Genomic DNA, 25,587 nt, shown 5'->3' on the forward strand with positions numbered 1-25,587 from the left:
CGCAGACCTAACACCCAATGGATTGGACCCACGCATGAAACAAGACGTATTCGGACAAATGAACAGCCTGTACCACGCGGACAGTGTCGAGGCGTGGGATGGCGTTCTGCTGGGGTTCATGGCGCATTCCGCAGTCACGCCGCAACATTTGGGCAAAGTACTGGAACTGGAACCCGGATTTGCCCTTGGGCATGCTGTCAAAGGGCTGTTCATGCTGCTTCTGGGGCGGCGCGAATTGTTCTCCATCGCCTCCGACGCGCTGGCGTCGGCCGAAGCGGCGATGGCAGAACAACCGATCTCGAAGCGCGAGCGCCATTTTGTCGAGGCGCTACGTCTGTGGCTTGCCGGTGGCCCGTCCAGATCAATTCAGGAGTTCGAAGCCATCCTGCGCGATCACCCGCAGGATACGCTGGCGATGAAGCTCAGCCACGCGGTGAGATTCGTTCTGGGCGATCCCGAAGGCATGCGGCGGTCGATCGAGCGTGTGATGCCCGCCTATGAACCGGATCATCGGGGCCGTGGGTATCTGCTGGGGTGCCACTCCTTTGCGCTGGAAGAAACCGGCGCTTACGAAAAGGCGGAAATCGCGGGCCGTCAGGCGCTGTGGATGGTGTCGGACGATGCGTGGGGTCTGCATGCGGTCGCCCATGTCCACGATATGACAGGAAATGCAGCGCAGGGTCTGGAATGGTTATCCGGACGCGAGGATGCCTGGAAGCACTGTAACAACTTCCGCTATCACGTCTGGTGGCACAAGGCGCTGATGCATCTGGATCTCGGCCAGATCGACCAGGCCCTGGATCTTTATGATCAGGAGGTTCGCAAGGACCGGACCGACGACTATCGCGATATCTCGAATGCGACCTCGCTGTTGAGCCGACTGGAGCTGGAAGGCATCGACGTAGGCGACCGTTGGCAAGAATTGGCCGACCTGAGTGCCGCCAGAACGGAAGATGGCTGCCTGATCTTCGCAGACCTGCATTATTTGCTTGCTTTAACAGGCGATAATCGTGATAGCGCAATCTCGAAAATGCTTCAGCGAATCCACCGAGATGCAAAGCTGGCCAATGATGATACAACACGCCGTATGGCAGACCCGGGAGTCGCGGCAGCGCATGGGTTGGAAGCTTTTGGTAACGCCCAATACGGGGTTGCCTTCGATCATCTGGCGGCCGCCCGTGGTTCGATGATACTTGCGGGCGGGTCGCATGCTCAGCGGGATGTGTTCGAACGGATCACAATCGACGCTGGAATTCGAGCAGGCAGACTGGATGCGGTCGAGCGTATTCTTGACGACCGCCGCGCCAAAAGATCAGGGGGTGAGGACAATTACGCCCTTGCCCGCCGCGCCTTGATCGACGCGGCACGTGGCGGAGAAGGCGCGCAAAGCGTTCCCGCCGAATAAACCAAAGAACCTGGAAGGACAGAAAACGCATGGCGACAATTTCGCCCGCAACTGATTTTGCACCGGCGGTGGCCAGATCCAAGGCCGCCGTGGGAACACGCGATCCGCGACTGGATTTCTATCGCGGCATCGCGATGTTTATTATCCTGATTGCCCATACGCCGAATGATCCTTGGGCAAAATGGATTCCGGCGCGGTTCGGGTTCTCGGACGCCACCGAGATCTTTGTGTTCTGTTCAGGCATGGCCTCGGCCATCGCCTTTGGTGGCGCGTTCGTACGCAAGGGTTGGTGGATGGGAACCGCGCGCGTCGCGTTCCGCACCTGGCAGGTCTACTGGGCGCATATCGGTCTGTTCTTCTTTGTCGCCATGTCCATGGCCGCGCTGGACATGTCCGGATATTTTGACAAAAGTTATGTTGCATCTCTGAATCTGCAGCATTTCTTCAACGATCCGATGCCGCAGATTGTCGGGATGTTCACCCTGACTTATGTGCCGAACTATTTTGACATCCTGCCGATGTATCTGGTGGTTCTGGCGATGATGCCGCTGATGATGGGGCTGAAACAGATCGGGTTCTGGGCAGTCGCAGCCGCGTCCCTCGGCATCTGGATGATCGCTCAGACCGGCGCCTTGGCGCTTCCAGCCGAGCCATGGTCGGACCGTCAGTGGTTCTTCAATCCCTTCGCCTGGCAGTTGCTGTTCTTTACCGGCTTTGCCTTCATGCGCGGCTGGATTCCAGCCCCCCCGGTATCGAAAACCCTCATGTGGATCTGCGTTCTGTTTGTGGTCTTGTCCGCTCCGTTCGGGTCGTGGAAAGTGTTCCTTTGGGTCGATGCCTGGAACAGCGATGTCGCAGACCAGATCCGCAAGACCTGGCCGCTGACCGAGGAGCTGCGTAGCAAGACCGAATTCGGCTTGTTGCGCTATCTGCATTTCCTTTCGCTGGCCTATATCGGCTGGGTAGTCGCGGGCGAGCATGGCTCGCGCCTCGTTGCCGAGGGCGAAGGGTTTGGAGCCCAGGTCTGGCGCTTTTTGCTGACCGTCATCACCAAGGTTGGACAGCAATCCCTTGCAGTGTTCGTGTTTTCCATGGCCGCCGCCCGCCTGATCGGGGTGGTTCTGGAACATGTCGAACGCGATGTCATCACCGTCTTTGTCATTAACATGATCGGCTTTGCCATGCTGATCGGCGTTGCCTATGTGGCGGGCTGGTTCAAGTCGCATCCCTGGAAGTCTCAGAAATGAAATTCACACGTCGCGCATTTCTTGCATCAACTTCGGCCCTGGCATTGACGCCCGCCGCATTTGCGACCGGGTCGGCAGTTCCGTTCAGCCATGACATGGTCATCGCCGAGGCCCGTGACCTGGCGAGCCGCCCCTATGCCGAACGCGAGTCGGTGCCCGAAGCGTGGCGCAACCTGACCTATGAGCAATATCGATCGATCCGGTTCCGGATCGAAAAGGGCCTGTGGTACGGCACGGAAACCCCCTATTCCATCGATTTCTTTGCGCCGGGGCTCTATTTCCCGCGCTCGGTCCAGGTGTTTTCGGTCCAAGGCGGAATGGCAACGCCGGTGGGGTTCGATCTGTCGATGTTCGACAAGTCCGACGAAGTCCCTGAACTGCCTGTCGGCGATACGCTCGGCTTTTCCGGCCTGCGCCTGCGCACTGAAATGCACCGGCCCGGCAAGACCGATGAGTTCTGCGTGTTTCAGGGCGCCAGCTATTTCCGCGCAATCGGCCTGCACGAGGCGTACGGCCTGTCCGCACGTGGTCTTGCGCTGAAAACTGGTGACCCGGATGGCGAGGAATTCCCTGAATTCATCCAGTTCTGGCTGGAGCGCCCCGCCGTGGGACAGCGCAACATGATCGTGCATGCGCTGATGGACAGCCCCAGCGTGACCGGGGCATACAGGTTCGACATCACGCCCGGGCAGGATTGTGAAATGGACGTGCAGGCGACGCTGTTCCCGCGCGAGGAGCTGCCCCACGTGGGCATCGGTCCTCTGACCTCGATGTTCCTATATGATCAGACCAACCGCACGCGGTTCGACGATTTCCGCCCCGCCGTTCACGACAGCGACGGGCTGATGATCCGCAACGGTGCCGGAGAGGTGATCTGGCGCCCGCTCGCCAACCCGAAAACCCTGCAGGTTTCGTCCTTTGTCGACCAAAACCCGCGTGGATTCGGCCTGATGCAGCGGGCGCGGGAGTTCTCGGATTTCGCAGATCTTGAGGCGCATTATCACAGACGCCCCGGTGTCTGGGTCGAACCCAAGGGGGATTGGGGCAAGGGAACCGTGACGCTGGTCGAAATTCCGGCGGATCAGGAAATCTATGACAACATCGTCGCCTATTGGCGCCCTGCGGAAGCTTACACACCGGGCAGCCAGATCGACCTGGCCTATCGTCTGCTTTGGGGAGAGGAACCCAAGCGCACACCGATGCCGCGCGTCATCAACACCGCGATGGGTGACAAGACATTCGGGTCTGGTCGGCTGGTCGTGATCGATTTCGAGGCCAACGAAGTGTTCGACGATCTGGACGCGCTGACCGTCATCGTTCAGTCACCCCATGTCGAAACCGCACCCCCGGTCCTGCAACGCAACCCCGATACCGGCGGCGCACGACTGGCGTTTTCCTTTGAACCGGGTGAACGCGACCATGTGGAGCTGCGCGCGCAATTGCGCAGCGATGGCGAGCCTGCTTCCGAAGTCTGGCTGTACAGGTGGACTGCATGAACCGCGATCTGCACATCATGCCGCCCGAAGCACCGCTGGCGATGCCGGCGCAGGATTTCGGGTGTGAGTTCCGGGATGCCAAGGCACCCGGCACGCAGCCCGCGCAGTCTATTACCCTGTGGCGAGCGCTTGCTTTTTCGCCCGCGATGGCAGCAACCCTGTTGTTGTTGTGGGTGATGCAGGACTGGTTTTCAGGCGACGGTTTCAGTGTGATCGAGGCTGTTCTGCTGGCTCTGATCTCGTTCAATTTCTTCTGGATCGCCTTTACCGTCAGCACCGTCGTCCTGGGCATGGTTTCGCTGTCGCGCCAGGGGAAACCGGAGCGTCAGGCCAAATCTCAGCCCCTTCGCGTGGCGCTGCTGATGCCGGTCTACAACGAGGTTCCGTGGTATGTGCTGGGCAATGCCCGCTCGATGCTGGAAGAATTGCACGCACGCGGCGGGGCACATCGCTATGCGATGTTCATCCTGTCCGACACGCGCGACCCCGCCATTGCCGCCGAAGAGCAGGCCAGTGTAGAAGCGCTGCGCACTACGCTCGCCCCCGATCTTGAGCTTTATTATCGCCGCCGTGAACAGAATACCGACCGCAAGGTCGGCAACATCGCCGACTGGGTCAGCCGTTGGGGTGGCGACTGGGATGCGATGCTGGTGCTGGATGCCGACAGCCTGATGACGGGCCGCGCAATCACCCGGCTGACCGATGCATTGTCCCGCGATCCGGGTGCAGGCCTCATCCAGAGCTTTCCGCAACTGATCGGCGCACAGTCGATGTTTGCCCGGATGCAGCAGTTCGCCAACGGTGTCTATGGGGTGGCCTTTGCCGAGGGGCTGTCGCGCTGGTGCGGACAAGAGGGCAACTATTGGGGCCACAACGCGATCATCCGGACCGAAGCCTTCGCCAGCAGTGCCGGATTGCCAAAGCTGCGCTCGCTGACCGGCGGTGAAAAGCTGATCATGAGCCACGATTTCGTCGAGGCTGGCCTGTTGCGCCGCGCCGGGTGGACCGTACGCTTTCTGCCGCGCATCCGTGGCTCGTACGAAGAAACGCCCCCGACCCTGATCGACCATATTCTGCGTGACCGCCGCTGGTGTCAGGGCAACCTGCAACACCTGAAACTGCTGAACTCGCGCGGATTCCGCCCGATTTCACGCTTTCACATGTTCCACGGCGCGGTCGGATACCTGATGTCGCCGCTGTGGTTTGCCCTGCTGTTGATGTGGGCGCTGATCGGTGAGGGCAAGGACGCGTCTGTCCTGCACTACTTCAGTCCCGACAATCCGCTTTTCCCGCAATGGCCCGAGATGTCCGAGACGCGTCATGTGCTGATCATTCTGGTTATGTATGCGATGTTGCTTGCCCCCAAGCTGCTGGGTATCGCCGCCCTGCCGCTGAGCGGAGCGCGCTATGCCGATTTTGGCGGCGGCTGGCGTTTTGGCGTTTCGTTCGTGTCGGAATTGATCCTGTCGATCCTCTATGCTCCGATCCTGATGGTACAACAGATGATCGCCGTGTTTCGTACCGCGCTTGGCCTGCAAAAGGGCTGGTCGCCCCAGGCTCGCGACGGAGGACGTTACAGCCTGACGACATTGGTCGTCTGCCATGCGCTGGAAACCGTCAGTGGTCTGGCACTGGGCGCGGGAATTTTCTTTGGTCTGGTCTCGGTTTGGCTGGCGCCCATCGCCATCAGCCTGGCGCTTGCCGTGCCTCTTTCGGCGCTCAGCGGAGTCTCGGCGGGCGCGGCGCGACGTTTGCTTGGTATGCGTGAAGAGTTCCGCGAACCCGCAATCACCCGCACCGCTCGCCGCCACCGTGGCGAACTCAAGGCGCTGCTGGAGGGCAAGGGTAACATGACCCCGGCGGAATGATCAGCCGCCGGGCAGCCCTTCGTACCAATCGACCATCATGTCGGCCCACCCACTGGGAACATTGTGCCCACCGGAATGCAGCGCAAATTCCAACGCGCTGCCATCTGAACAGCGGGTCCATTTCCGGCGCATGAACTGATCGTTGTTGCCGATGCTGTCGGGGATGTTGTCGACACATCCGTTTGCCGCACGCCAGATCTCCAGCCCGGCAAAGATATCCCCCTGCTGAAAGCGTCCGCCGCCCAGAAACCTGCCCTCAAGCGGGACCACGTTATCCGCCCAACCGTGGGTGTGAAACAGCTTTACCGGCCCTTTGCAGCTTTGCGGGTGCGGACGCCAGAATCCGCCGGACACCGGTGCATAGGCCGAAAACGCGTCTGGCGCGTCGCAGGCCAGGTAGTTGACCAAAAAGCCGCCTGCGGAAAACCCGGCCAGCACCACACGTTCCCCATCGACACCGAACCGTTGTGCGGCATCCTCGACAACCGAGGTCAGAAAGGCGGTCTCGTCGCGCCCTTCGCGGTCGCGGCCGGGATAAAAGTTCCAGCTGCGCCGCCGGTTGGGCCGCACCTCGCCCATGGGCGCCATCACCGCATATCCTCGTGCCAACAGCGGCTCGACCATGGTCCGGTTCTTCATTGTGCTTTCGCCGCTGCCGCCATAGCCGTGCAGGAAGATCACCAAGGGCGGATTGGTCTGCTCGGGCAGTTCGATGTGATATTCGCCCATGGCGGTTTCACATACACCCGCATCAGGGCCGCACATGGCGGATACCGCTGAGGCCGATGTTGCAAGGCACATGGCCAGACCAAGGGCTCGGATCATCCCGTCTCTCCGTCATACTTCAACACCGGCAATCCGGTTCTGACCCAACCGGGTCCGGCACGAGAGCCAAGCATGCCCTCGGGTACGTCGATAATAGCGGAAAACCCGGCCTGGGTCAGCTTGTTGCTCAGCCGGGCCGAGCGCACGCCGCGCGCGCAAATCAACGCGATGGGGCGGCTGGTGTCGCCCCCGACAATACTTGTCAGAGCGTCGATGAAATCCTCGCGCCGCATGTCGAGTGGTTTGGCACCTTCCCCGACGCCGGATGCGCGCCACTCCTGCGGTGTTCGGATATCGATCAGCAATATCTCGTTGTCCGTCGCTTTTTGGTGAGCTTCGGATACGCTGAGACGCCCACCGCCATAGTCTTCGGGAATCAGCCTGTATTCACGGACGCCCCAGCCGACTGCCAGTGCAGCGGCCGCCATCAATACAAGGCGGCGTGACAACTTTGGGGATCTGCTCAACTCAAAACCCATATATGAAACTCGACTTTTCCAAAAACACTTTTACCACAACCTGACGCCGCCCGCGCCCGTACTTTGCCGGGCCACGATCAAGAATGCGTCAAGACGCGCTTGGACTCATTTTCCTGCCTCCTTGGCCCTAGAAAAACCGGAAATCCCCTTCGAAACTGGACACTCGGGCAAAAATCCTTACTGATTTCCTTTAATTTGCGCGCAACACCCGGAGGCTACCGTTGTCACTCTTCCTCATCGCGGCCCTTCCCTTTATCGGAGCTGTCTTTCCCGCCCTGTTGATCCGCGCCGGCCGAAACGCCGCTGCATCGAGCGCCGGACTGACCAGTTTTCTGGCCCTCGCAGGGTTGTTGATTCACGTGCCTTCGGTAATGAGAGGCGAGTTGGTGACAGCCCGGTTCGACTGGATACCGGGTTTGGGTCTGAACGCGAATTTCATGCTGGACGGGCTGGGATTGCTGTTTGCCTCGCTCATTCTCGGAATCGGGCTTCTGATCATCCTATACGCACGTTTTTACCTGTCGCGCGAAGACCCGATGGGCCAGTTCTATTCCTACCTTCTGCTGTTTCAGGGCGCCATGGTGGGCATCGTTCTGAGCGACAACATATTGTTACTTATAGTATTTTGGGAGCTTACCTCGCTGAGCTCCTTCCTGTTGATCGGGTACTGGAAGCACCTGCCCGAAGGCCGTCAAGGCGCGCGCATGGCCCTGGCGGTGACCGGGTCGGGTGGATTGGCGATGATCGCGGGCATGCTGATTCTGGGCAATATCGTGGGGTCCTATGACCTGAGTACGATCCTGCAGAACAAGGACATCATCCAGTCCTCGCCGCTATACCTACCTGCGCTGATTCTGATTCTGCTCGGTTGCTTTACCAAATCGGCGCAGTTCCCGTTTCATTTCTGGCTGCCGCACGCGATGGCGGCACCCACACCGGTTTCCGCCTATCTGCACTCGGCCACGATGGTCAAGGCGGGGCTGTTTCTGATGGCGCGGATGTGGCCTGCGCTGGCGGGCACTTCCGAATGGTTCTACATCGTCGCCACCACCGGGTTGGTGACGATGGTGATCGGCGCGGTCATCGCGCTGTTTAAGGACGACCTCAAGGCGCTTCTGGCTTTCTCCACCGTCTCCCATCTGGGCCTGATCACCATGCTTTTGGGCTTTGGAACCCAGATTGCCGCCGTGGCGGCAGTGTTTCACATCATCAACCACGCCACGTTCAAGGCCGCGCTCTTCATGACCGCAGGTATCGTCGATCACGAGGCGCATACACGCGACATCAAACGATTGGGCGGGTTGCGGCACCTGATGCCGATCACGTTTACCATCGCCACCATCGCCGCGTTGTCGATGGCGGGCCTGCCGCCGCTGAACGGCTTTCTCAGCAAGGAGATGATGCTGGAAGAGACCGTGCACACCGTCTGGCATCACTCACACTATCTGGTTCCGGGCCTCGCACTGCTGGGTTCACTGTTTTCGGCGGCCTATTCGTTCCGCTTCATCGCGCATGTATTCCTGGGTCCCAAACGCGACGATTACCCGGCCACACCGCATGATCCCGGCGTCGGCATGTGGTTGTCGCCGGCGTTTCTGGTGATGCTGGTGATCGCCATCGGTCTCTTTTCCAAAGCGATTGTTGGTCCGCTGGTTGCAATTGCCTCGACTGCCGTCATTGGCGACGACCACCTGCCCTATTACTCGCTGAAGATCTGGCACGGCTTCACCCCTGCGCTTTACATGTCGGCAGTGGCAACCGTCGGCGGACTTGTCCTGCTTTGGCAGCACGGAACGCTCGAGCGGATCTGGAACAGCCTGCCGCGCCCCGAAGCAAAGACCATCTTCGACGCGGTTATCGGCGCCTTTACTGCCATGAGCCGCTGGATCACCGACAGTCTGCATAACGGTGTACTCAGCCGCTATGCCGTCATTTTCGTCGCGTTCACCGTGGGTCTTGGGTATTACGCCTATTCCAGCGGCAGCATCGGCGCCCCCACGCGCGTTCCCCTGCCCGCCCCGATCATCCCGATCATCGGCTGGATCTGTCTGGTCGGCGCGACGATGGCGATCATGTATTTCCACCGAAACCGCCTGCTGGCACTGGTCCTGATTGGCGTTGTCGGGCTGATCGTGTCGATGGCCTTCAACTATCTTTCCGCCCCCGATCTGGCGCTGACCCAGATCTCGGTCGAAGTGGTGACCATGATCCTGCTGTTGCTGTCACTGAACTTCATGCCGACCGTGACACCGTGGGACAGCTCTCCGCAGCGGCGATGGCGGGATGCAGCTATTTCTGTCGTGGCCGGATTGGGAACCGGCGGCCTGATCTATGCGATGATGATGCGGGATTTCGCCTTTCCGACCATCTCGGATTTCCACCTCGCCAACTCCTACAAGGGCGGTGGCGGCACCAACATGGTAAACGTCATCCTCGTGGACTTCCGCGGCTTTGATACCTTTGGCGAAATCATCGTTCTTGGCATCGCGGCCCTGGTGATCTTTGCCCTGACCGAGGCTGTTCTCGCGACCAAGGTTCGCGCCTATCTGCTGAACCGCAAACCGCACTGGCCGCAGTCGGGAGATTCGCACCCGCTGATGATGGTTGTCGTCACCCGCGTGATGATGCCCATTGCCCTTATGGTCGGCGCCTATATCTTTGTGCGCGGACACAACCAGCCGGGCGGCGGGTTCATCGCGGGCCTGATCGTGGCCATAGCCTTCCTGATGCAATACATGGCCAGCGGTTTCACCTGGGCCGCCGAGCGGCAGCGGTTCTATTACCACGCCACCATCGGCTGGGGCGTGCTGATCGCGGCGGCCACCGGCCTTGGCGCCTGGTTCAACGACATGCCGTTCCTGACCAGTGACTTCGGCTACCTCCATTGGCCGCCTCTGGAAGAGTTCGAGTGGGCCACCGCGATGCTGTTCGACACCGGTGTGTTCCTCGCCGTTCTGGGTGCGGTCATGCTGGCGCTTGAAAGCCTGTCGAGATTTGCCTGGCAGCCGGGCATTGCCCAGAAATACCCGATGGATATCAACCCGATGCGCGATAATCTGGATGAAGCCGAAGGAACCGGCGAAAGGGAGGAGGCCTGATATGGAAGCTTTGGTTGCATCCGCCGTTGGCATCATGACCGCCGCCGGGATTTTCCTGATCCTGCGTCGCCGCACCTTTCCCATGATCCTCGGGCTGTCGTTCCTGAGTTATGCGGTGAACGTGTTTCTGTTCGCCACCGGGCGGTTGGCCACGAACGCGCCTCCGGTTCTGAACAAGTACAAGGAGGTCGCTTATACCGATCCGCTACCACAGGCGCTGGTGTTGACGGCTATCGTGATCTCGTTCGGGATGACGGCGGTGATCGTGATCATCTCGCTCGGCGCCTATTTGTCATCCAAGGACGATCACATAGACATGACCGCCCACGACAGCGTGGATGAGGCAGGAGAAGAGGCATGAACCACTGGATCGTCGCCCCGATCGTTCTGCCCGCGATCCTGGCCCCGTTCATCGTCATGGTCCTGCGCCATCATCTGGACCTGCAGCGCATCTTTTCCGTCGCAGGCGCGGTCGGCTTGCTGGGCGTCGCCCTGACGCTGACGGCGCAAGCCGCGACCGGGGACATACAGATATACGAACTTGGAAACTGGCCGGCACCGTTTGGCATTGTTCTTGTGCTCGACCGTATGTCGGCCATGATGGTGCTGCTGACGGCGATTCTGGCGCTGCCGGTCCTGCTTTACGCCATCGGATCCGGCTGGGACAAACGTGGCAGGCATTTCCACCCATTGCTTCAATTCCAGTTGATGGGGGTCTGCGGCGCATTCCTGACAGGGGATGCCTTCAACCTGTTTGTGTTTTTCGAGGTTCTGCTGATCGCCTCCTACGGTTTGATGATCCACGGTGGTGGGTCGGTGCGGCTGAAGGCGGGCGTGCAGTACGTCACCTATAACCTGCTGGGATCCACCCTATTCCTTTTTGCTCTGGGCACGCTGTATTCCATCACCGGAACGCTCAACATGGCTGATCTGGCGGTGAAAGTTGCGGAACTGCCTACCGAGGACACCGCTTTGTTGCGCGTCGGCGCGGTGTTGCTGCTGCTGGTTTTCTGCATCAAGGCCGCAGTCCTGCCGCTGCATTTCTGGCTGCCCGCCAGTTATGCCAACGCGCCGTTGCCGGTTGCAGCACTTTTTGCGATCATGACCAAGGTGGGCGCCTACTCGATCCTGCGGATGTATACGCTGGTCTTTGGTCCCGATGTCGCGATATCGCACGGGCTGGTCGGGGATTGGCTGTTGCCTGCGGCGGTTCTGACGCTGGCGGTCGGCACCATCGGCATTCTCGGCGCACAGCACATTGCCCGTCTGGTCGCTTTTGCGGCCATCGCGTCCATGGGAACGTTGCTGATCGCGATTTCGCTGTTCAACGTCGAGGCGGCGGCCTCGGCGCTTTATTATATCGTGCACTCGACCTTTGCGACCGCCCTGCTTTTCCTCATCGCCGATCTGGTTATGGAGCGCCGCGGCGGCGCTATCGAGAGCAAACCACCGATGGCACAAAACGGCCTGATCGCCACGTTGTTCTTTATCGGCGCAATTGCTGCTGCCGGGATGCCGCCGCTGTCGGGTTTCGTGGGTAAGCTTCTGGTGCTGGATGCGGTGCGCGACGCCACCGATTATGCGCTGATCTGGGCGGTTATCCTGATCAGCTCTTTCGTCACCATCGTGGGACTGGCGCGGGCAGGGTCGCTGATCTTCTGGAAAAGCTACGAGGCGCAAAGCCCCTTGGAACCTGCATCGGATGCTGAGCCGGAAGATCCTGCACCGGTCGCGTCACCATCCGGGCTGGCCTTCACCGCCGTCTTCGGGGTTGTGGCCGGTCTGGTCCTGCTGACCCTCTTCTCGGGACCGGCATTGGAGTATGCTTCGGCCACAGCGGCACAACTCTTTGCGCCGCAAACCTATATTGATGCTGTTCTGAGCGGAGGACAGGGATGAAACTGATACGCCGGGTTTTCCCGCACCCTCACATGTCAGTGCTTTTGACTGTCGTCTGGTTGTTGCTGGCCAACGCACCTTCACTGAACTCTTTGGTATTCGGTTTGTTCCTGGGGATTGTCATCCCGTTTGTCACCCAACCCTACTGGCCCGACCGTCCCAAGCTGCGGAACTGGCCGATGGTGGCGGAATACATCCTGGTCGCGCTATACGACATCATCGTCGCCAATATCGCCGTGGCCCGGATCGTTCTGTTCAAACGCGATGCCGACCGGCAGCCCGCCTGGATCAGCATTCCGCTGGAACTGCGCACGCCCGAAGCTATTACTGTTCTGGCCGGCACCATTACCATGACCCCTGGCACCGTCAGCGCAGATCTGTCGGCACAGGGGCATTATTTGCTGGTGCACTGCCTTGACGCGCCCGATCCGGACGCTGTGCGCGACGAGATCAAGCAACGGTACGAACGCCGCCTGAAGGAGATTTTCGAATGATCACCTACGCGATCTATTTCACCTTTGCCTGTTTCGGAGCGGCCATCATCATGTGTCTATGGCGCATCATCACCGCCGACGGCGTCGGAACTCGGGTTCTGGCGCTGGACACAATGGTCATCAACACCATCGCCTTGCTGGTACTCTACGGGCTGTTCATCGGCACCGAAATATTTTTCGAAGCCGCGATGATCATCGCCATGCTGGGCTTTGTATCGACCGTGGCCTATGCGCGCTTCATGCTGCGCGGCAACATCATCGAGTGAGGGCGACATGGAAATTCTGTTCGAACTCCTGATCAGCTTTTTTCTGATCGTCTCGGGTATTTTCGGTTTTGTCGGCTCGTTCGGGATGATCAAGCTGAAGGACCCGATGTCGCGCCTGCACGCCCCAACCAAGGCAACAACGCTTGGGGTTGGCGGCGTTCTGCTTGCCTCGATAGGCCATTCCGTCCTTATCGAGCATCACTTGTCGCTGCATGAGCTGTTGATCACCCTGTTTCTGTTTCTGACTGCCCCGATCACGGCCCTGTTCATTGCCAAATGGCACATTCACCGTCATGTACGCCCCGAAGACCTGCCAAGTGTTGGCGAGGATGGCGTCTGGGCCACCCATGCCACCCCGCAGGACGAAGACGCACAGGACCCGACGACCAACTGACGCCCATGCAAACACCGCACCTGCCCCTGACCCGCGATCTGGTACTGATTGGCGGCGGACATACCCATGCCCTCGTTCTACGCAAATGGGGCATGAACCCTTTGCCAGGTGCGCGGCTTACCGTCATCAACCCCGGTCCGACCGCACCTTATTCCGGCATGCTGCCCGGTTTCGTGGCGGGGCACTATGACCGGTGGGAACTGGATATCGATCTGGTTCGACTTGCCCGGTTCGCCAGGGCGCGCGTGGTTCTGGGCATGGTCGAGGGCATCGATCTTTCCCGGCGCGAGGTGCTTGTACCCGGCCGGCCGCCCATCGGGTTCGACGTGGCATCGGTGAATGTCGGCATCACCTCGGACATGCCGGCGCTGCCCGGTTTCGCCGAGCACGCGATACCGGCCAAGCCGCTCGGTCCGTTCGCCGCGCGTTGGGCCGGATATCTGAATGGGGCGGGCCCTGCTTCGGTCGCGGTGATCGGCGGCGGCGTGGCCGGGGTCGAACTGGTGATGGCGATGGCGCATGCCCTGCGCAGTCGCAGCCGCGCGGCGCGGGTGACGCTGATCGACGCGGCAACGGCCCTGACCGCCACGCGCTCTAAAGCTGCCGCGCGGATCAGGCGGGCGATGGCGGACCTGGGTATCGACGTGATCGAGAATACCGGTGTCGAAAGCATCGAACTCGGATGCCTGACGCTGACGGATGGACGCCGGATCGAAGCCGAATTCGTCACTGGCGCTGCGGGTGCGCGCGCCTATGACTGGATCGCTGAATCCGGTCTGGCACTGCATGATGGCTACATCTCGGTGAACGGCTGTCTGCAATCCAGCGACCCGAATGTCTTTGCCGCGGGCGACTGCGCTCATCTGGCCGAAGATCCGCGCCCCAAGGCCGGGGTCTATGCGGTGCGCGAGGCACCGGTTCTGTTCGACAATCTGTGCGCCGCGCTGGGGTCGGGCCGAATGCGCCGCTATGTTCCGCAAAAGGACTATCTGAAACTGGTGAGTTTGGGCGGAAAATCCGCGCTCGGCGAACGGTTCGGAACATCTTTCAGCGGTCCGCTGATGTGGCGGTGGAAAAACCACATCGACCAGAAATTCATGAACCGGTTCCGCGACCTGCCCCGGATGTCGCTGCCGCCCCTGCCCCGCCACCATGCGACAGGCCTGCGCGAGGCGCTTGGCGACAAACCAATGTGCGGAGGGTGCGGCGCCAAGATCGGGCGAGGCGCGTTGCGCGAAGCGCTGGCTGCCCTGCCACACCACGAACGGGCAGATGTGACACCGCTGCCGGGCGACGATGCCGCCCTGCTCACGACCGGCGGGGTGCGTCAGGTCATGACCTCGGACCATTTGCGCGCGTTGGTGGCTGATCCGGTCCTGATGTCCCGTATTTCAGCGGTGCACGCACTGGGCGACATCTGGGCAATGGGCGCACAGCCACAGGCGGCAACCGCGACCCTGATCCTGCCACGCATGTCGGTCGACTTGCAGCGGCGCACAATGGCCGAGATCATGTCCGCCGCGAACTGCGTCATGCGTGCGGCCGGGGCGGAAATCATCGGTGGCCACAGTTCGATGGGCGACGAAATGACTATCGGCTTCACCGTAACAGGTCTGTGCGACCGCGACCCGATCACCCTGTCGGGCGGCATGGCGGGCGACAGCCTGATTCTGACCAAACCATTGGGCAGCGGTGTTCTGATGGCCGCCGAGATGGCCGGACAGGCAGACGGCGCCTGGATCGCCGCCGCGTACGAACATATGGTTCAGCCCCTAGGCGATGCATCTGCGATACTTTCGCAGGCTCATGCAATGACCGACGTGACCGGATTTGGCCTTGCCGGACACCTGCAAGGCCTGTGCGAGGCATCAGGATGCGGTGCTGAACTCGATCTGGATGTGATTCCGGTCATGGCAGGAGCGTTGGACCTGGCCGAAAAAGGCGTGCGATCCACCCTGTTCACGGACAACCGGGGGCTGACACCCGAGTTGCCCGAAGGTGGCAAGACCGATCTGTTGTTCGACCCGCAGACTTCGGGTGGCTTGCTGGCGGCTGTCTCCCCAAAGGATGCCGAAAAACTATTGCAAGAGCTACGAAACGCCGGATACCCGGCCGTAGTCATCGGTCGGTTAACCGACAGGCCCGGTCTGACCCTTCAGAGCTGAGACAGAATCCGTTCGATCTGTGCTACAGCGTGATCCAGGCCCGCACTATCCAATGATTGCGCGGTGACGCGCGCCAGCGGTTCGGCCGCACGCGCCCTGCGCGACCTCGTGTAGGCCGGGTCATAGTGCTGCTCCATCAGCAAGCGGGTCAGCCCTTGCTTGTCCTCGGCTTCAATCAGACCGAACCAGGTATCCACCACATCGTGTCCCCTATGAAACCGTAATGGGTTCAACCGGTCGCGCAACCGGTCGCCATCCGAAAGGATATCATCATAAGCACGAACGAGATACGCCGCCCGCGCCTCGATCGGGGCGGAGATTTCAATCCGGGGTGCCGCACAGAGTGATGACCACAGACTGGGCGGCAGGATGCGTTCACCCACCTTCGATGATTCCGCCTCGACCACGACGGGCCGTGTGGGATCAAGCGCGCAAAGCACCCCGGCAAGGGCCGATTCAAACGCTTTCTGGCTGGGTTGCCCGCCAGGCATTTCCCCCAATAGCGAGCCGCGATGATTGGCCAGCCCCTCCAGGTCTACCACCTGTGCACCGCGCGCACCGAGGCGCGCCAGAAGCTCGGTCTTGGCGGTTCCGGTATACCCATCCAGCGCAATGAAACGATGCGGCAGGGGATCGTCATAGAGATACCGGTTCACCAGCCGCCGATAGGTACGATACCCGCCCTCGATCACGTCGGCGCGCCAGCCGATCTGTTGCAGCATCCATGTGAACGATCCGGAGCGCTGCCCGCCGCGCCAGCAATAAACCAGTGGCCGCCAGTTGCCATCATGGTGGCTAAGGTGCTGTTCCACGTGACCCGCGGCGTTTCGGAATACCAGCGCGGCCCCCAGTTTGCGGGCCAGAAACGGGCTTTGCTGTTTATAGATCGTACCCACCCGCGCGCGTTCCTCGTTGTCGAGAACCGGCAGGCTGATTGCTCCGGGCAGATGATCCTCGGCGTATTCCGCCGGGCTGCGCACGTCGATCACGGTGTCGAAACCGTGGGCGTAAAGCTCGGGTAAGGTGTTGAAATTCAGTGCCATGATGACCGTCTATCCCGCCCGCAGACAAAGGGAAAGAGGCCGTAGGCATACATCAATCAGCGCCAGTGGCCAGGGGTTCGATCAGATCCGGCCCGCTGGCCCGGTTGGAATTGACGGTAACGCCAACCCGATGAAATCCCAGAACATCTTCACCTCCCGGCTGCATCAGGCGCGCTGCCCCCTTGCCCGCTTCTCCGAGCCACAAGGGCCAGTTTTCACTTTCCAGAACAAGCGGCATCCGGTGGTGAACGGCGCTCATCCTCTGATTGGCCTGCGTGGTCACGATGGCGCAGGTGGTTTCGCGGGCACCCTCGGGCCCCCAATCCTGCCAGACCCCGGCAAAGGCAATGGGGGCATCGTCGCGGCGACGGATGTACCAGGGCAGTCGTTGACCTTGATCCGACTTAGTCCATTCATAAAAACCGGTGGCCACGATCATGCAGCGGCGCTCGCGGCAGGCGGCGCGAAAGGCCGGTTTCTCGGCGATGGTCTCGGCACGGGCGTTGATCAGCAGCGGACCCGAGTTGTGCGATTTGTACCAGTGCGGGAGGAAACCCCACCGCATTTGTACAAGTTGTCGACCGGTTTCTGCCGCGCGGATCACATGCACCTGATTGGTCGGACAGACGTTGTAGTTGGGCACCGGCGGCAAAGCATTCGCTGGCTGCGCTGCAAACAGCTGCGCCATCGCGTCGCTTGGCAGGGTTATGGCAAATCGACCGCACATCCCCGCAGCTTAGGGCCGGAAATGACGAATGCAATTCCCCGGCTCACAGGATTTCTCTTGCACCTGTCCGTGATTGCCGGTGTAACCCGTGTCATGACACTCGAAAACGATCTGAAATCCACGGTGATGCTGCTCAATCAGGGGCGGCTCAAACCCGCTCTCAAGGGGGCGAAGGCGGGTATGAAACGGCACAAGTCCCATCCGGCCTTTCCCAATATCGCGGGCATCTGCCTGTCGGGGCTGGGCAAGCACAAGGATGCGGTGCCCTATTTCAAGAAGGCGCTCAGCCTTGATCCCGGGTTTCAGGACGCGCGCAAGAACATGGCGCAGACACTGGTGTTTCTGGGTCGGGCCGACGCGGCGATGCCGATGCTCGACAAGGTGTTGCAGGCTCATCCCAAGGATATCGGCGCGCTTTACATCAAAGCGCAGGGATTGATGGCACAAGGGGACAATGACGGCGCGATGGACTGCGTCTCGGAGGTTCTACGCCTCGAAAAACGGAACTATCGCGCCTTGCGGCTGCGGGGTGTGTTGCGCAAGGCTGTTGGTGACTATGAGGGTGCCGTTGCGGATTTCGAAGCGTTGTTGGCGATGAACGCCAATGACGTGGAAACGCTGGTCGATATCAGCCTGCCACTTGCCCGCCTGATCCGCAGCGACGATGCGACGGCGGCGGCGCGCAAGGCCGTGGCGCTGGCCCCCGACAACGCCGAGGCGCGGCACCGGCTGGCGACGCAGTTGCTGTCGAACGGGGACAGCGAAGGCGCTCGGTCAGAATGCGAAGCGGTTCTGGCACTGGTTCCGGGGGATCCGGTGGCGCTGGAAACGCTGGCACGGATGAACAGCGCTGAGCAAAATGCAGAACTTGCGCCCCGGGTCGAACAGGCGCTCAAGACCTTGCCCAAGGACGCGCCGGACCGGACCTATCTGCATTTTGCCCGCGCGCGAGTTGCCCAACAGGCGGGTGACATGCCGGGCTTTGCCGAGCATCTGGGCAAGGCCAACGCAGCGATGGCGGCAAAGGCCCCCTATGACGCAAATGAGACGGCGCAATCGCTGACATCGGTGCAAGTTCGGTTTCCGGATGAGAATTCCGTGACTTCGCCACTCGAACCCGCGTCGCCACGCCCGATCTATGTCGTCGGCATGCCGCGTTCGGGCACGACCCTGACCGAAGTACTGCTGTCGGCGCATCCCGATGTGGTGTCTTTGGGAGAGCGCGCGGTGCCCGCCTTGCTGCTCGATCACTATCTGACCGACAACACGCCCTATGACACGGATGCCGCGCGTGCCTATGCCGAGGCAGACCGTGCGCGTCTGCCGGAATTTGCACGCAAGGCGCAGGCTTATGTTGACAAGATGCCCGAGAATTACCGGTTGCTGGGCTTCCTGTCCAAGGCGCATCCCGAGGCGCGCATGGTCCAGCTCAGGCGCGATCCGCGCGATGTCGCCCTGTCGATCTGGCAGGCCCATTTTGCCGGGGGGTCGATGACCTATGCCTATGATCTTGCGGCCATGGCCGACCGGTTCAATTTTCACGCCCGCGTCATGGCGCATTGGCACAAGGTGATGCCGGGGCGGGTATTCGAACTGCGTTATGAAACCCTGGTTTCGGACATTGAGGGCGAGACAAAGAAGCTGGCAGAGTTCTGCGGCCTCGACTGGGTCGAGAATATGGCGCACCCCGAACGCCATGAGGGACAGGTTCTGACCTTCAGCGACACGCAGTTGCGCCAGAGCGTGCATTCCCGCTCGATCGGGAAGTGGCGCGAGCATGCCGAGATGCTGGCGCCGTTCATCGACGGGCTGGACCCGGGGCTGTGGCCCGAGATCCGCGACTGATCATTTCTGGATGATGCGGCCGTCCACGTAAGGTTGATAGGGCGCGTTTTTCGCCAGGTATTCCGCGGTGACATCGGCCAGGTCGGGACCGAAGTCATAGGCGTTCTTGTCGTCACCCGCGAACACGTCATAGCCGTCGCCGCCATTGCGGACATAGTTGTTGGTCACCACAAGATAAGTTGCCGCCGGGTCGATGGGCACGAAACCATCGTCGCTGGCCACCATCACCTCGACCACCCGGCCCTCGTTCGGTGCGATCGACGGGTCCCAGGTAAAGGTCATGCCCGCCACCTGCGGGAAGCGGCCCTTGACCTCTTCGACCTGGCTGACGCCGTTTTCCAGCGCGTCGATTATGCCCTGACCGCTGATCTGGAAGGTCGATAGCGTGTTCTGAAACGGCAGCACCGTCAGGACCTCGCCCATCGTCACGTCGCCGGGATCGATCGAGGCGCGCAACCCACCCGAGTTGGCGATGGCGATGGTCACGCCCTGATCCGCTACCCGATCCAGCATTGCGTCGGCCACCAGGTTGCCCATCTCGCATTCCTGCACGCGGCAAACCGAGCGGTCGCCCTGAATCGGAGCAGCGGCGTTGGCGACAACCTTGTTGCGGATCTCGTCCAACGGCTGCGCCAACTCGTCGATGCGCGCAACGGTAGCTTCGTCCTCGGTCACCGTGGCGTTCATGATCAGCGGCTCGCCCTCGGCGACGGTGACGTTGCCGTCGTCATCGAAGGTGACGTTCAACTCGCCCAGGAACTTACCATAGGCATAGGCCTGAACGATCGGCACTCCGTTGACCATGGTCGGATAGGGGCCGACCGCGTCTTCGAGCACGTTGGACAGAAGCGTATTGGAATGCCCGCCCACAATCACGTCGACACCCGAGGTTTCGGCGGCAATGCGTTTGTCGGCGGCATAGCCGGAATGGCTGAGCACGACGATCTTGTTGATGCCCTCACCCGTCAGCTTGTCGACCTCGGTCTGTACGGCGGGCACCGGATCGGAGAAGGTGACGTTGGGACCGGGCGAGGCGATTTCCGGCGTGTCGACGGGTGTAAGGCCGATCAGGCCGATCTGTTCGCCGCCCACCTCGATCACGGTAGATTTCTTGAGCACACCTTCGAGCAGTTCCTCGCCACTGAAATCGGCGTTCGACATCAGGATGGGAAAGTCGATCGCGTCGATGAAGCCGCGCAGAACCTCGGGGCCGTCGTCGAATTCGTGATTGCCCACGGTCATCGCGTCATAGCCCAGCTTGTTCATCATCTCGGCCGCGACCTTTCCCTTGTAATAGGTATAGAACAGCGAGCCCTGGAACTGGTCGCCGCCGTCGACAAGGATCGAGTTGCCGGCTAGCGCACGCGCGTTCTCGATCGCGGATACAAGCCGCGCGGTGCCGCCAAAGCACTTGCCCTCGGCGTCGTCCTCGGCATCGCAGGCGCTATCGTATTTGTTGATCGGCTCGAAGCGGGCGTGGAAATCATTGGTATGCAGAATGGTCAGCTTGTATTCGGCCACCGCCGCGCCGGCGGTCAGGCCAAGCGCGGCAACCGAGGTCAGAAATCGGGTGAACATCTGGTTGACTCCCTAAAGTTGTTTTTCTTTGGATCGTGCGCCGGGTCTTTGGCAGAGTCAAAGGGTCTGTGCAGGCGACGTAGGGGGAATTGCGGCTTGATATTGCCCCGGCCCCGAGGCATCTGGGCGTTATGCTGATCTACAAGATTTTCCGGGCGGACGAATGGGCCGTATTACAGACGCAGGGCGAGACCACTGGCGCGCCGGTCGATGTGGCCGACGGGTTCGTTCATTTCTCGACCGCCGAACAGGCTGCCGAGACCGCCGTCAAGCATTTTGCGGGGGCCGATGGGCTGACCGTGCTGGCCTGCGATGGCGACGCGATGGGCGATGCGCTGAAATGGGAAGTGTCACGCGGCGGTGCATTGTTTCCTCATCTTTACCGCAACTTGCGGCTGTCGGACGTAGTCTGGGCCAAGCCGCTGCCGCTGGTGGACGGGCAGCACCGCTTTCCGGATGAGATGGTATGAGCGGGTATGTCGATCCCGAGCGGGAGCAGTTCGAGGCCTTCAAGGCACTTGACCGTGATCACCCCATCGAAATGCTGAACCTTGTGAAATTTCGCGACAGGGCGATTTACCCCGAAGGTCACGAACTGGCGGGCGCGGGGTTGACCGGGGCCGAGGCGTACCAAAGGTACGGGGCCGAAACCGCGCCGATCATTGCGCGGCTCGGGGCCGCGATCGTCTGGCGCGGGGCGTTTCAATCCGTTCTGATCGGACCTCAGGAAGAGGCTTGGGACGAGGTGTTCGTTGCTCGCTATCCTACGGCACACACGTTTCTTGAGATGGTGACCGATCCGGTTTACAGGCAGGCCGTGGTGCACCGGCAGGCGGCGTTGGCAACCTCGCGCCTGATCCGCTGCGCCCCGGCCCAAAGTGGAAAGACATTCGGATGAAGATGATCGAAAAACTGGGGTTGGCCGCCCTGCACCGGATGGATCCGGAAGCGGCGCACGGGCTGTCCATAAGAGCCCTGAAGATGGGGCTGGCGCCCGCGCCGGGGCCTGTGACTTCACCCCGGTTGCGTACCACCGTCGCCGGTCTTGACCTGCCGAACCCTGTTGGGCTGGCGGCCGGGTTCGACAAGAACGGCGAGGTCCTGGGGCCGCTTTCGCGCGCCGGGTTCGGGTTTATCGAGGTTGGCGCGGTCACCCCGCGCCCGCAACCCGGCAACCCCAAACCACGACTCTTCCGGCTAAGCGAGGATCGCGCGGCAATCAACCGGTTCGGTTTCAACAATGACGGCATGGAGGTCATGGCCAAGCGGCTGGCGGGCCGTCCCAAAGATGCGGTGATCGGTCTGAACCTCGGCGCCAACAAGGACAGCGACGACCGGCCTAGCGATTTCGCCAAGGTGCTGGCACGATGCGCCGAATACCTTGATTTCGCCACGGTCAACGTCTCGTCCCCCAATACAGAAAAGCTGCGTGATTTGCAGGGCAAGGCGGCATTGGGCGCGCTGCTGTCCGGTGTGATCGAAACCCGCGACGGCCTGCCGCAGCGTTTGCCGGTGTTTCTGAAGATCGCGCCGGACCTGACAGACGACGAATTACAGGACATCGCCGATGTGGCGCGCGAAACCGGAGTGGATGCGGTGATTGCCACCAACACCACCCTGTCGCGCGATGGTTTGCGAAGTGTCCACAAGGGCGAGGCAGGCGGCTTGTCGGGTGCGCCCTTGTTCGAAAAATCCACGCGGGTTCTGGCTCGTCTCAGCCAATTGACCGAAGGCAGCCTGCCGCTGATCGGGGTTGGCGGCATCAGCACCGCCGAACAGGCCTATGCCAAGATCTGCGCGGGTGCCTCGGCGGTTCAATTCTATACCGCGATGGTTTATGGCGGTTTGTCGCTGGCCGCCGATATAGCGCACGGGCTGGACGACTTGCTGAAGCGCGACGGGTTAGACACTGTGGCGCAGGCTGTGGGCAGCAAAAGAGAGGACTGGCTGTGATCGAATATTGGCACAATCCCCGTTGTTCGAAATCCCGCGCGGGACTGGCGCTTTTGCAAGAGCGCGGCGCAACGATCACCGTGCGCAAGTACCTAGAGGATGCTCCCAGCCTTGAGGAGTTGAAGGCGGCCCAAGCCGCGCTGGGGCTTCGCGCGGTAGAGATGATGCGCACCGGCGAGAAGGTGTTCAAGGAGCTTGAGCTGTCGAAAACGGACGCAGATGAGGTTCTGCTGGCCGCTATGGCCGCCCATCCGATCCTGATCGAACGCCCCATCGCGTTGTGTAACGGCAAGGCCGCGATCGGTCGCCCGCCCGAGGCTTTGCTGGACCTTACCTAGGTCGACCTGGAGCCCGGCGGGTCCCATCGCACAAGCTCTGTCGGTTTTTTTTGCTCGTCGCGGTCACAAACAGTGCTCCTGTTTCGTCATAAAGGCGAAGGGAGACATCTATGACAAAATCCATCCTCGTCGGATTGGCGGCCTATTTCTTGCTGTTGGCCGCCGGTCTGGTCATTGCACCTGCTGAATTCTATCGCTCGGTTCCTGGCGTCTCGTCCACCGGGCCTTTCAACGACCATTTTGCCCGGGATATCGGCTTTGCTTTTTTCGTCAGCGCGACCGGTCTGTTTCTTGGCGCGCGCCGTAGCGACCGGACGCTCGTAGTGCTTGGCGCGGCATTCCCATCCTTGCATGCCGCATTTCACGTCGCCTCATGGGGCCACCATGCATCGCCTGACAGCGCCACGGTTTTGTTCGACATAGCTGCCAATACCATTCCCGCCGCCGTCGCCCTGGCCTTCGCACAGCGCCTCAAGGAGGTTCCGGCATGATCAGAGCTATCCTGAACAGGATGTTGAGCAAGTTCGAAAAGAACAATGACTATGACGCCAGCTATATGCGGCAGGTCGCGGAAGTTTGGCCCGGTGCTGCACTTCGCTACTTCGGCCTGTCATTGTTCAGCGGAATGACAGGACCCGCCCCGCAAATCTGGGCCGGTGCGCTGTTGGCATCGACGCTGGACGGCGATTGCGGGCCTTGCGCGCAGCTTGTCACAGGTTTTGCCCTGAAATCGGGCGTACCGTCCGATCACATTGCGGCATGCCTGTCACGCAACTTTGACGCCGCGGGCGAAGCTGGTCTAGGGTTCCGTTTTGCCGAAGCCGTGATCGCCGACTTGCCCGAGGCGGACGACCTGCGACTGGAAATCAGCAAGCGACATGGCGAAAGGGCGGTGATTGCGGCGACTTATGCCGCAGCGTCCGGCCGGGCCTACCCGGTCATGAAACGGGGGTTGGGCCACGGGCAGACGTGCCAGAAAATCTCACTCGGCAAGACACTGCATCCTGTAATACGGTCGGCCCGATGACAAAGACACGACTTGACCGGTTCGAACAGGAACGCCCGCGCCTGATGGCGCTGGCCTACCGGATGCTGGGCGAACGCGCCGCGGCCGAAGACGTCGTGCAGGAGGTCTGGCTGCGCTGGTCCGACATCACAGGCAACACCATCGGCAATCCTGCCGGCTGGCTGCACACCACGACGATGCGGTTGGCCATTGATGCGCTGCGGTCGGCCCGGCACCGGCGCGAGGTCTATGTCGGACCGTGGTTGCCTGAACCGCTGGTGCGCGATGCGAACGCCAGCAGCGAAGACCATCTGTCTCTGGCACAGGATTGCGAACTGGCGTTGCTATGGGCGATGGAGCGGCTGACCCCCGAGGAGCGCGCGGCATTCGTGCTGAAACAGGTCTTTGACGCCGACTACGAAGAACTGGCACAGGTCCTGGACAAATCCGAGGCAGCCTGCCGTCAACTGGTCAGCCGCGCCGGGAAAAAGGTGAAATCGGCAGGGCCGAGGTTTAAGGTCGAGCCACAAGAAACGGCCACGATGCTGGCCCGGTTTTCCCAGGCTGTCGCGGCGCAGGATCGCGCCACGGTCTTATCGCTGATGTCCGCCGATGTCACCGCAATCAGCGATGGCGGCGGCAAAGTGCGCGCCGCGTTCCGCCCGTTGGCGGGCCGGGACGAAGTGGCGCAGGTATTGCTTTCGATCGCATCGAAACCGGTCGGGCGTGTCGATGTCAGGACGGTCAGGGCCAACGGCGCGCCAGCACTGGCGGTTCTGGACGGCGGCGCAGATGACATGGTGTTTACGCTGACGGTCAATCGGGACGGGCTGATCGACTGGATCTATATTATGCGAAACCCCGAGAAATTGCCGCGCCGGCCACCACTGCCGGGCGTCGCGCATTGACCCGGCCGTTCACCACAATTCGGGTTTGTGCAGCGCCGGCACGCATTGGGATGGCCCTGACAGGGGCGTCGCATCTTTTGACGACAACGGCTGTCCCAGCCAGCCATGCGGATGGTTCAATTTCAGCGGGGCCTTTGCAAAATCCTCGGTGATCTGCTGAAACCCGACCCGGGAATAGTAACCGGGATCGCCGTAGGTTGTGACATAGTCGACGCCGCTGAGACGCAACTGATCCAGCCCATGCGCGATCAACTGTTGGCCGATGCCTTTCTGTTGCTGGTCCGTCCTGACCGCCACGGGGGACAGAATGAACACCGCCCTTGAATCCTGCGCATAGAGCAGCCGTGAAATACAGATGCAGCCAACCAGCACCTCGCCCGCATAGGCGGAAAATACATAAAGGTCGTTCTTGGGAGTTGTTGCCAGTAGTTCGGCAACCAACGCACCGATGATCCGGCCCTCCCCTTCCCCCTCCGAGGCGGTGAAGGTGTCCTGAAACAGCGTGGCAATCTGCTGTTCCCGCCCGTTGAAACCGGAAATGAATCTCATCCCC

Annotated in this window: 25 protein-coding genes; 19 read left to right on the forward strand and 6 right to left on the reverse strand. The window is 61.0% G+C overall.

Annotated elements, in window-relative coordinates:
* Positions 1–34: 34 nt before the first annotated feature.
* The 4 genes from AC2FLX_RS12930 to mdoH are packed head-to-tail and all read left to right on the forward strand — an operon-like array spanning position 35 to position 6,016.
* A complete protein-coding gene (locus AC2FLX_RS12930; protein WP_496875442.1) occupies positions 35–1,405 on the forward strand; it encodes a tetratricopeptide repeat protein in 1,371 nt (456 codons plus the stop codon).
* Between the two features lie 29 nt (positions 1,406–1,434).
* Entirely contained in the window at positions 1,435–2,652 is a 1,218-nt protein-coding gene (locus AC2FLX_RS12935; RefSeq protein WP_480751276.1) for an OpgC family protein, read from the forward strand.
* Positions 2,649–4,148: an OpgD/OpgG family glucan biosynthesis protein gene (locus tag AC2FLX_RS12940; RefSeq protein ID WP_480751275.1), complete on the forward strand. Its 1,500-nt coding sequence runs from the start codon at positions 2,649–2,651 to the stop codon at positions 4,146–4,148. The genes AC2FLX_RS12935 and AC2FLX_RS12940 overlap by 4 nt, the downstream gene beginning before the upstream one ends.
* Positions 4,145–6,016, forward strand: coding sequence for a glucans biosynthesis glucosyltransferase MdoH (gene mdoH / locus AC2FLX_RS12945; RefSeq protein ID WP_496745697.1), 1,872 nt, complete (start codon positions 4,145–4,147; stop codon positions 6,014–6,016). The genes AC2FLX_RS12940 and mdoH overlap by 4 nt, the downstream gene beginning before the upstream one ends.
* Here mdoH and AC2FLX_RS12950 read toward each other — a convergent pair whose 3' ends face one another.
* Both AC2FLX_RS12950 and AC2FLX_RS12955 read right to left on the reverse strand, forming a co-directional pair.
* On the reverse strand, positions 6,017–6,841 hold the full coding sequence (locus tag AC2FLX_RS12950; protein ID WP_480751271.1) for a CE1 family esterase: 825 nt from the start codon (positions 6,839–6,841) through the stop codon (positions 6,017–6,019).
* A complete protein-coding gene (locus AC2FLX_RS12955; RefSeq protein WP_496810752.1) occupies positions 6,838–7,290 on the reverse strand; it encodes a rhodanese-like domain-containing protein in 453 nt (150 codons plus the stop codon). The genes AC2FLX_RS12950 and AC2FLX_RS12955 overlap by 4 nt, the downstream gene beginning before the upstream one ends.
* A gap of 251 nt (positions 7,291–7,541) precedes the next feature.
* Here AC2FLX_RS12955 and AC2FLX_RS12960 point away from each other — a divergent pair, with 251 nt between their 5' ends.
* The 7 genes from AC2FLX_RS12960 to selD are packed head-to-tail and all read left to right on the forward strand — an operon-like array spanning position 7,542 to position 15,636.
* On the forward strand, positions 7,542–10,418 hold the full coding sequence (locus AC2FLX_RS12960) for a monovalent cation/H+ antiporter subunit A (RefSeq protein ID WP_496810753.1): 2,877 nt from the start codon (positions 7,542–7,544) through the stop codon (positions 10,416–10,418).
* Position 10,419: 1 nt separating this feature from the next.
* Positions 10,420–10,779 (forward strand): Na+/H+ antiporter subunit C, encoded by a 360-nt coding sequence (locus tag AC2FLX_RS12965; RefSeq protein ID WP_480751267.1) that lies wholly within the window; start codon positions 10,420–10,422, stop codon positions 10,777–10,779.
* A complete protein-coding gene (locus AC2FLX_RS12970; RefSeq protein ID WP_496745701.1) occupies positions 10,776–12,317 on the forward strand; it encodes a monovalent cation/H+ antiporter subunit D in 1,542 nt (513 codons plus the stop codon). The genes AC2FLX_RS12965 and AC2FLX_RS12970 overlap by 4 nt, the downstream gene beginning before the upstream one ends.
* On the forward strand, positions 12,314–12,811 hold the full coding sequence (locus AC2FLX_RS12975) for a Na+/H+ antiporter subunit E (protein ID WP_496810754.1): 498 nt from the start codon (positions 12,314–12,316) through the stop codon (positions 12,809–12,811). The genes AC2FLX_RS12970 and AC2FLX_RS12975 overlap by 4 nt, the downstream gene beginning before the upstream one ends.
* Positions 12,808–13,077 carry a K+/H+ antiporter subunit F gene (locus AC2FLX_RS12980; protein WP_480751261.1) on the forward strand — a complete coding sequence of 90 codons (270 nt, stop codon included), beginning with the start codon at positions 12,808–12,810 and terminating at the stop codon, positions 13,075–13,077. The genes AC2FLX_RS12975 and AC2FLX_RS12980 overlap by 4 nt, the downstream gene beginning before the upstream one ends.
* A 7-nt stretch (positions 13,078–13,084) precedes the next feature.
* Positions 13,085–13,471, forward strand: a complete 387-nt coding sequence (locus tag AC2FLX_RS12985) for a Na+/H+ antiporter subunit G (RefSeq protein ID WP_480751259.1) — start codon at positions 13,085–13,087, stop codon at positions 13,469–13,471.
* 5 nt (positions 13,472–13,476) lie between these two features.
* Positions 13,477–15,636 (forward strand): selenide, water dikinase SelD, encoded by a 2,160-nt coding sequence (gene selD / locus AC2FLX_RS12990; RefSeq protein ID WP_496810755.1) that lies wholly within the window; start codon positions 13,477–13,479, stop codon positions 15,634–15,636.
* On the opposite strand, the gene mnmH is transcribed toward selD, so the two are convergent.
* The gene (mnmH, locus tag AC2FLX_RS12995; protein WP_496810756.1) at positions 15,627–16,679 is read right to left on the reverse strand and encodes a tRNA 2-selenouridine(34) synthase MnmH; all 1,053 of its coding nucleotides are present in this window, start codon (positions 16,677–16,679) and stop codon (positions 15,627–15,629) included. The two genes, selD and mnmH, sit on opposite strands and share 10 nt — an antisense overlap.
* A gap of 52 nt (positions 16,680–16,731) precedes the next feature.
* Positions 16,732–17,406 (reverse strand): SOS response-associated peptidase, encoded by a 675-nt coding sequence (locus AC2FLX_RS13000; RefSeq protein WP_496810757.1) that lies wholly within the window; start codon positions 17,404–17,406, stop codon positions 16,732–16,734.
* 21 nt (positions 17,407–17,427) lie between these two features.
* Here AC2FLX_RS13000 and AC2FLX_RS13005 point away from each other — a divergent pair, with 21 nt between their 5' ends.
* Positions 17,428–19,251: a tetratricopeptide repeat-containing sulfotransferase family protein gene (locus AC2FLX_RS13005; protein ID WP_496810758.1), complete on the forward strand. Its 1,824-nt coding sequence runs from the start codon at positions 17,428–17,430 to the stop codon at positions 19,249–19,251.
* Here the strand turns inward: AC2FLX_RS13005 and AC2FLX_RS13010 are convergent, their stop codons facing one another.
* Positions 19,252–20,829, reverse strand: coding sequence for a bifunctional metallophosphatase/5'-nucleotidase (locus AC2FLX_RS13010; RefSeq protein ID WP_480751253.1), 1,578 nt, complete (start codon positions 20,827–20,829; stop codon positions 19,252–19,254). It abuts the gene before it with no gap.
* Positions 20,830–20,960: 131 nt separating this feature from the next.
* On the opposite strand from AC2FLX_RS13010, the gene AC2FLX_RS13015 reads away from it, so the two are divergent.
* The 7 genes from AC2FLX_RS13015 (at position 20,961) to sigJ (ending at position 25,034) form a co-directional block, all read left to right on the forward strand.
* A complete protein-coding gene (locus AC2FLX_RS13015) occupies positions 20,961–21,299 on the forward strand; it encodes a DUF952 domain-containing protein (RefSeq protein WP_480751324.1) in 339 nt (112 codons plus the stop codon).
* Positions 21,296–21,727 (forward strand): DUF1330 domain-containing protein, encoded by a 432-nt coding sequence (locus tag AC2FLX_RS13020; RefSeq protein WP_480751252.1) that lies wholly within the window; start codon positions 21,296–21,298, stop codon positions 21,725–21,727. The genes AC2FLX_RS13015 and AC2FLX_RS13020 overlap by 4 nt, the downstream gene beginning before the upstream one ends.
* The gene (locus AC2FLX_RS13025; protein WP_496810759.1) at positions 21,724–22,782 is read left to right on the forward strand and encodes a quinone-dependent dihydroorotate dehydrogenase; all 1,059 of its coding nucleotides are present in this window, start codon (positions 21,724–21,726) and stop codon (positions 22,780–22,782) included. Before AC2FLX_RS13020 ends, AC2FLX_RS13025 begins: the two co-directional genes overlap by 4 nt.
* Entirely contained in the window at positions 22,779–23,120 is a 342-nt protein-coding gene (gene arsC / locus AC2FLX_RS13030; protein ID WP_480751249.1) for an arsenate reductase (glutaredoxin), read from the forward strand. The genes AC2FLX_RS13025 and arsC overlap by 4 nt, the downstream gene beginning before the upstream one ends.
* Positions 23,121–23,230: 110 nt before the next feature.
* Positions 23,231–23,611 (forward strand): hypothetical protein, encoded by a 381-nt coding sequence (locus tag AC2FLX_RS13035; RefSeq protein ID WP_496810760.1) that lies wholly within the window; start codon positions 23,231–23,233, stop codon positions 23,609–23,611.
* Positions 23,608–24,147, forward strand: coding sequence for a hypothetical protein (locus AC2FLX_RS13040; protein WP_496810761.1), 540 nt, complete (start codon positions 23,608–23,610; stop codon positions 24,145–24,147). Before AC2FLX_RS13035 ends, AC2FLX_RS13040 begins: the two co-directional genes overlap by 4 nt.
* On the forward strand, positions 24,144–25,034 hold the full coding sequence (gene sigJ / locus AC2FLX_RS13045) for an RNA polymerase sigma factor SigJ (RefSeq protein ID WP_496810762.1): 891 nt from the start codon (positions 24,144–24,146) through the stop codon (positions 25,032–25,034). The genes AC2FLX_RS13040 and sigJ overlap by 4 nt, the downstream gene beginning before the upstream one ends.
* Positions 25,035–25,043: 9 nt before the next feature.
* Here sigJ and AC2FLX_RS13050 read toward each other — a convergent pair whose 3' ends face one another.
* On the reverse strand, positions 25,044–25,583 hold the full coding sequence (locus AC2FLX_RS13050; RefSeq protein WP_480751243.1) for a GNAT family N-acetyltransferase: 540 nt from the start codon (positions 25,581–25,583) through the stop codon (positions 25,044–25,046).
* Positions 25,584–25,587: the final 4 nt, after the last annotated feature.

It is taken from the genome of Ruegeria sp. YKSF57, assembly GCF_059612585.1.

Bases quoted from the DNA above. Each gene is read 5' to 3' on its own strand.
- mdoH (WP_496745697.1), top strand. From the start codon at position 4,145: ATGAACCGCGATCTGCACATCATGCCGCCCGAAGCACCGCTGGCGATG.
- selD (WP_496810755.1), top strand. From the start codon at position 13,477: ATGCAAACACCGCACCTGCCCCTGACCCGCGATCTGGTACTGATTGGC.
- AC2FLX_RS13000 (WP_496810757.1), bottom strand. From the start codon at position 17,406: ATGTGCGGTCGATTTGCCATAACCCTGCCAAGCGACGCGATGGCGCAG.
- AC2FLX_RS13015 (WP_480751324.1), top strand. From the start codon at position 20,961: ATGCTGATCTACAAGATTTTCCGGGCGGACGAATGGGCCGTATTACAG.
- AC2FLX_RS13005 (WP_496810758.1), top strand. From the start codon at position 17,428: ATGACGAATGCAATTCCCCGGCTCACAGGATTTCTCTTGCACCTGTCC.
- mnmH (WP_496810756.1), bottom strand. From the start codon at position 16,679: ATGGCACTGAATTTCAACACCTTACCCGAGCTTTACGCCCACGGTTTC.
- AC2FLX_RS13020 (WP_480751252.1), top strand. From the start codon at position 21,296: ATGAGCGGGTATGTCGATCCCGAGCGGGAGCAGTTCGAGGCCTTCAAG.
- AC2FLX_RS12980 (WP_480751261.1), top strand. From the start codon at position 12,808: ATGATCACCTACGCGATCTATTTCACCTTTGCCTGTTTCGGAGCGGCC.
- AC2FLX_RS13040 (WP_496810761.1), top strand. From the start codon at position 23,608: ATGATCAGAGCTATCCTGAACAGGATGTTGAGCAAGTTCGAAAAGAAC.
- AC2FLX_RS13025 (WP_496810759.1), top strand. From the start codon at position 21,724: ATGAAGATGATCGAAAAACTGGGGTTGGCCGCCCTGCACCGGATGGAT.
- AC2FLX_RS12970 (WP_496745701.1), top strand. From the start codon at position 10,776: ATGAACCACTGGATCGTCGCCCCGATCGTTCTGCCCGCGATCCTGGCC.
- AC2FLX_RS12940 (WP_480751275.1), top strand. From the start codon at position 2,649: ATGAAATTCACACGTCGCGCATTTCTTGCATCAACTTCGGCCCTGGCA.
- AC2FLX_RS12975 (WP_496810754.1), top strand. From the start codon at position 12,314: ATGAAACTGATACGCCGGGTTTTCCCGCACCCTCACATGTCAGTGCTT.
- AC2FLX_RS12935 (WP_480751276.1), top strand. From the start codon at position 1,435: ATGGCGACAATTTCGCCCGCAACTGATTTTGCACCGGCGGTGGCCAGA.
- AC2FLX_RS12985 (WP_480751259.1), top strand. From the start codon at position 13,085: ATGGAAATTCTGTTCGAACTCCTGATCAGCTTTTTTCTGATCGTCTCG.
- sigJ (WP_496810762.1), top strand. From the start codon at position 24,144: ATGACAAAGACACGACTTGACCGGTTCGAACAGGAACGCCCGCGCCTG.
- AC2FLX_RS13035 (WP_496810760.1), top strand. From the start codon at position 23,231: ATGACAAAATCCATCCTCGTCGGATTGGCGGCCTATTTCTTGCTGTTG.
- AC2FLX_RS12930 (WP_496875442.1), top strand. From the start codon at position 35: ATGAAACAAGACGTATTCGGACAAATGAACAGCCTGTACCACGCGGAC.
- AC2FLX_RS12965 (WP_480751267.1), top strand. From the start codon at position 10,420: ATGGAAGCTTTGGTTGCATCCGCCGTTGGCATCATGACCGCCGCCGGG.
- AC2FLX_RS13050 (WP_480751243.1), bottom strand. From the start codon at position 25,583: ATGAGATTCATTTCCGGTTTCAACGGGCGGGAACAGCAGATTGCCACG.
- AC2FLX_RS13010 (WP_480751253.1), bottom strand. From the start codon at position 20,829: ATGTTCACCCGATTTCTGACCTCGGTTGCCGCGCTTGGCCTGACCGCC.
- AC2FLX_RS12950 (WP_480751271.1), bottom strand. From the start codon at position 6,841: ATGATCCGAGCCCTTGGTCTGGCCATGTGCCTTGCAACATCGGCCTCA.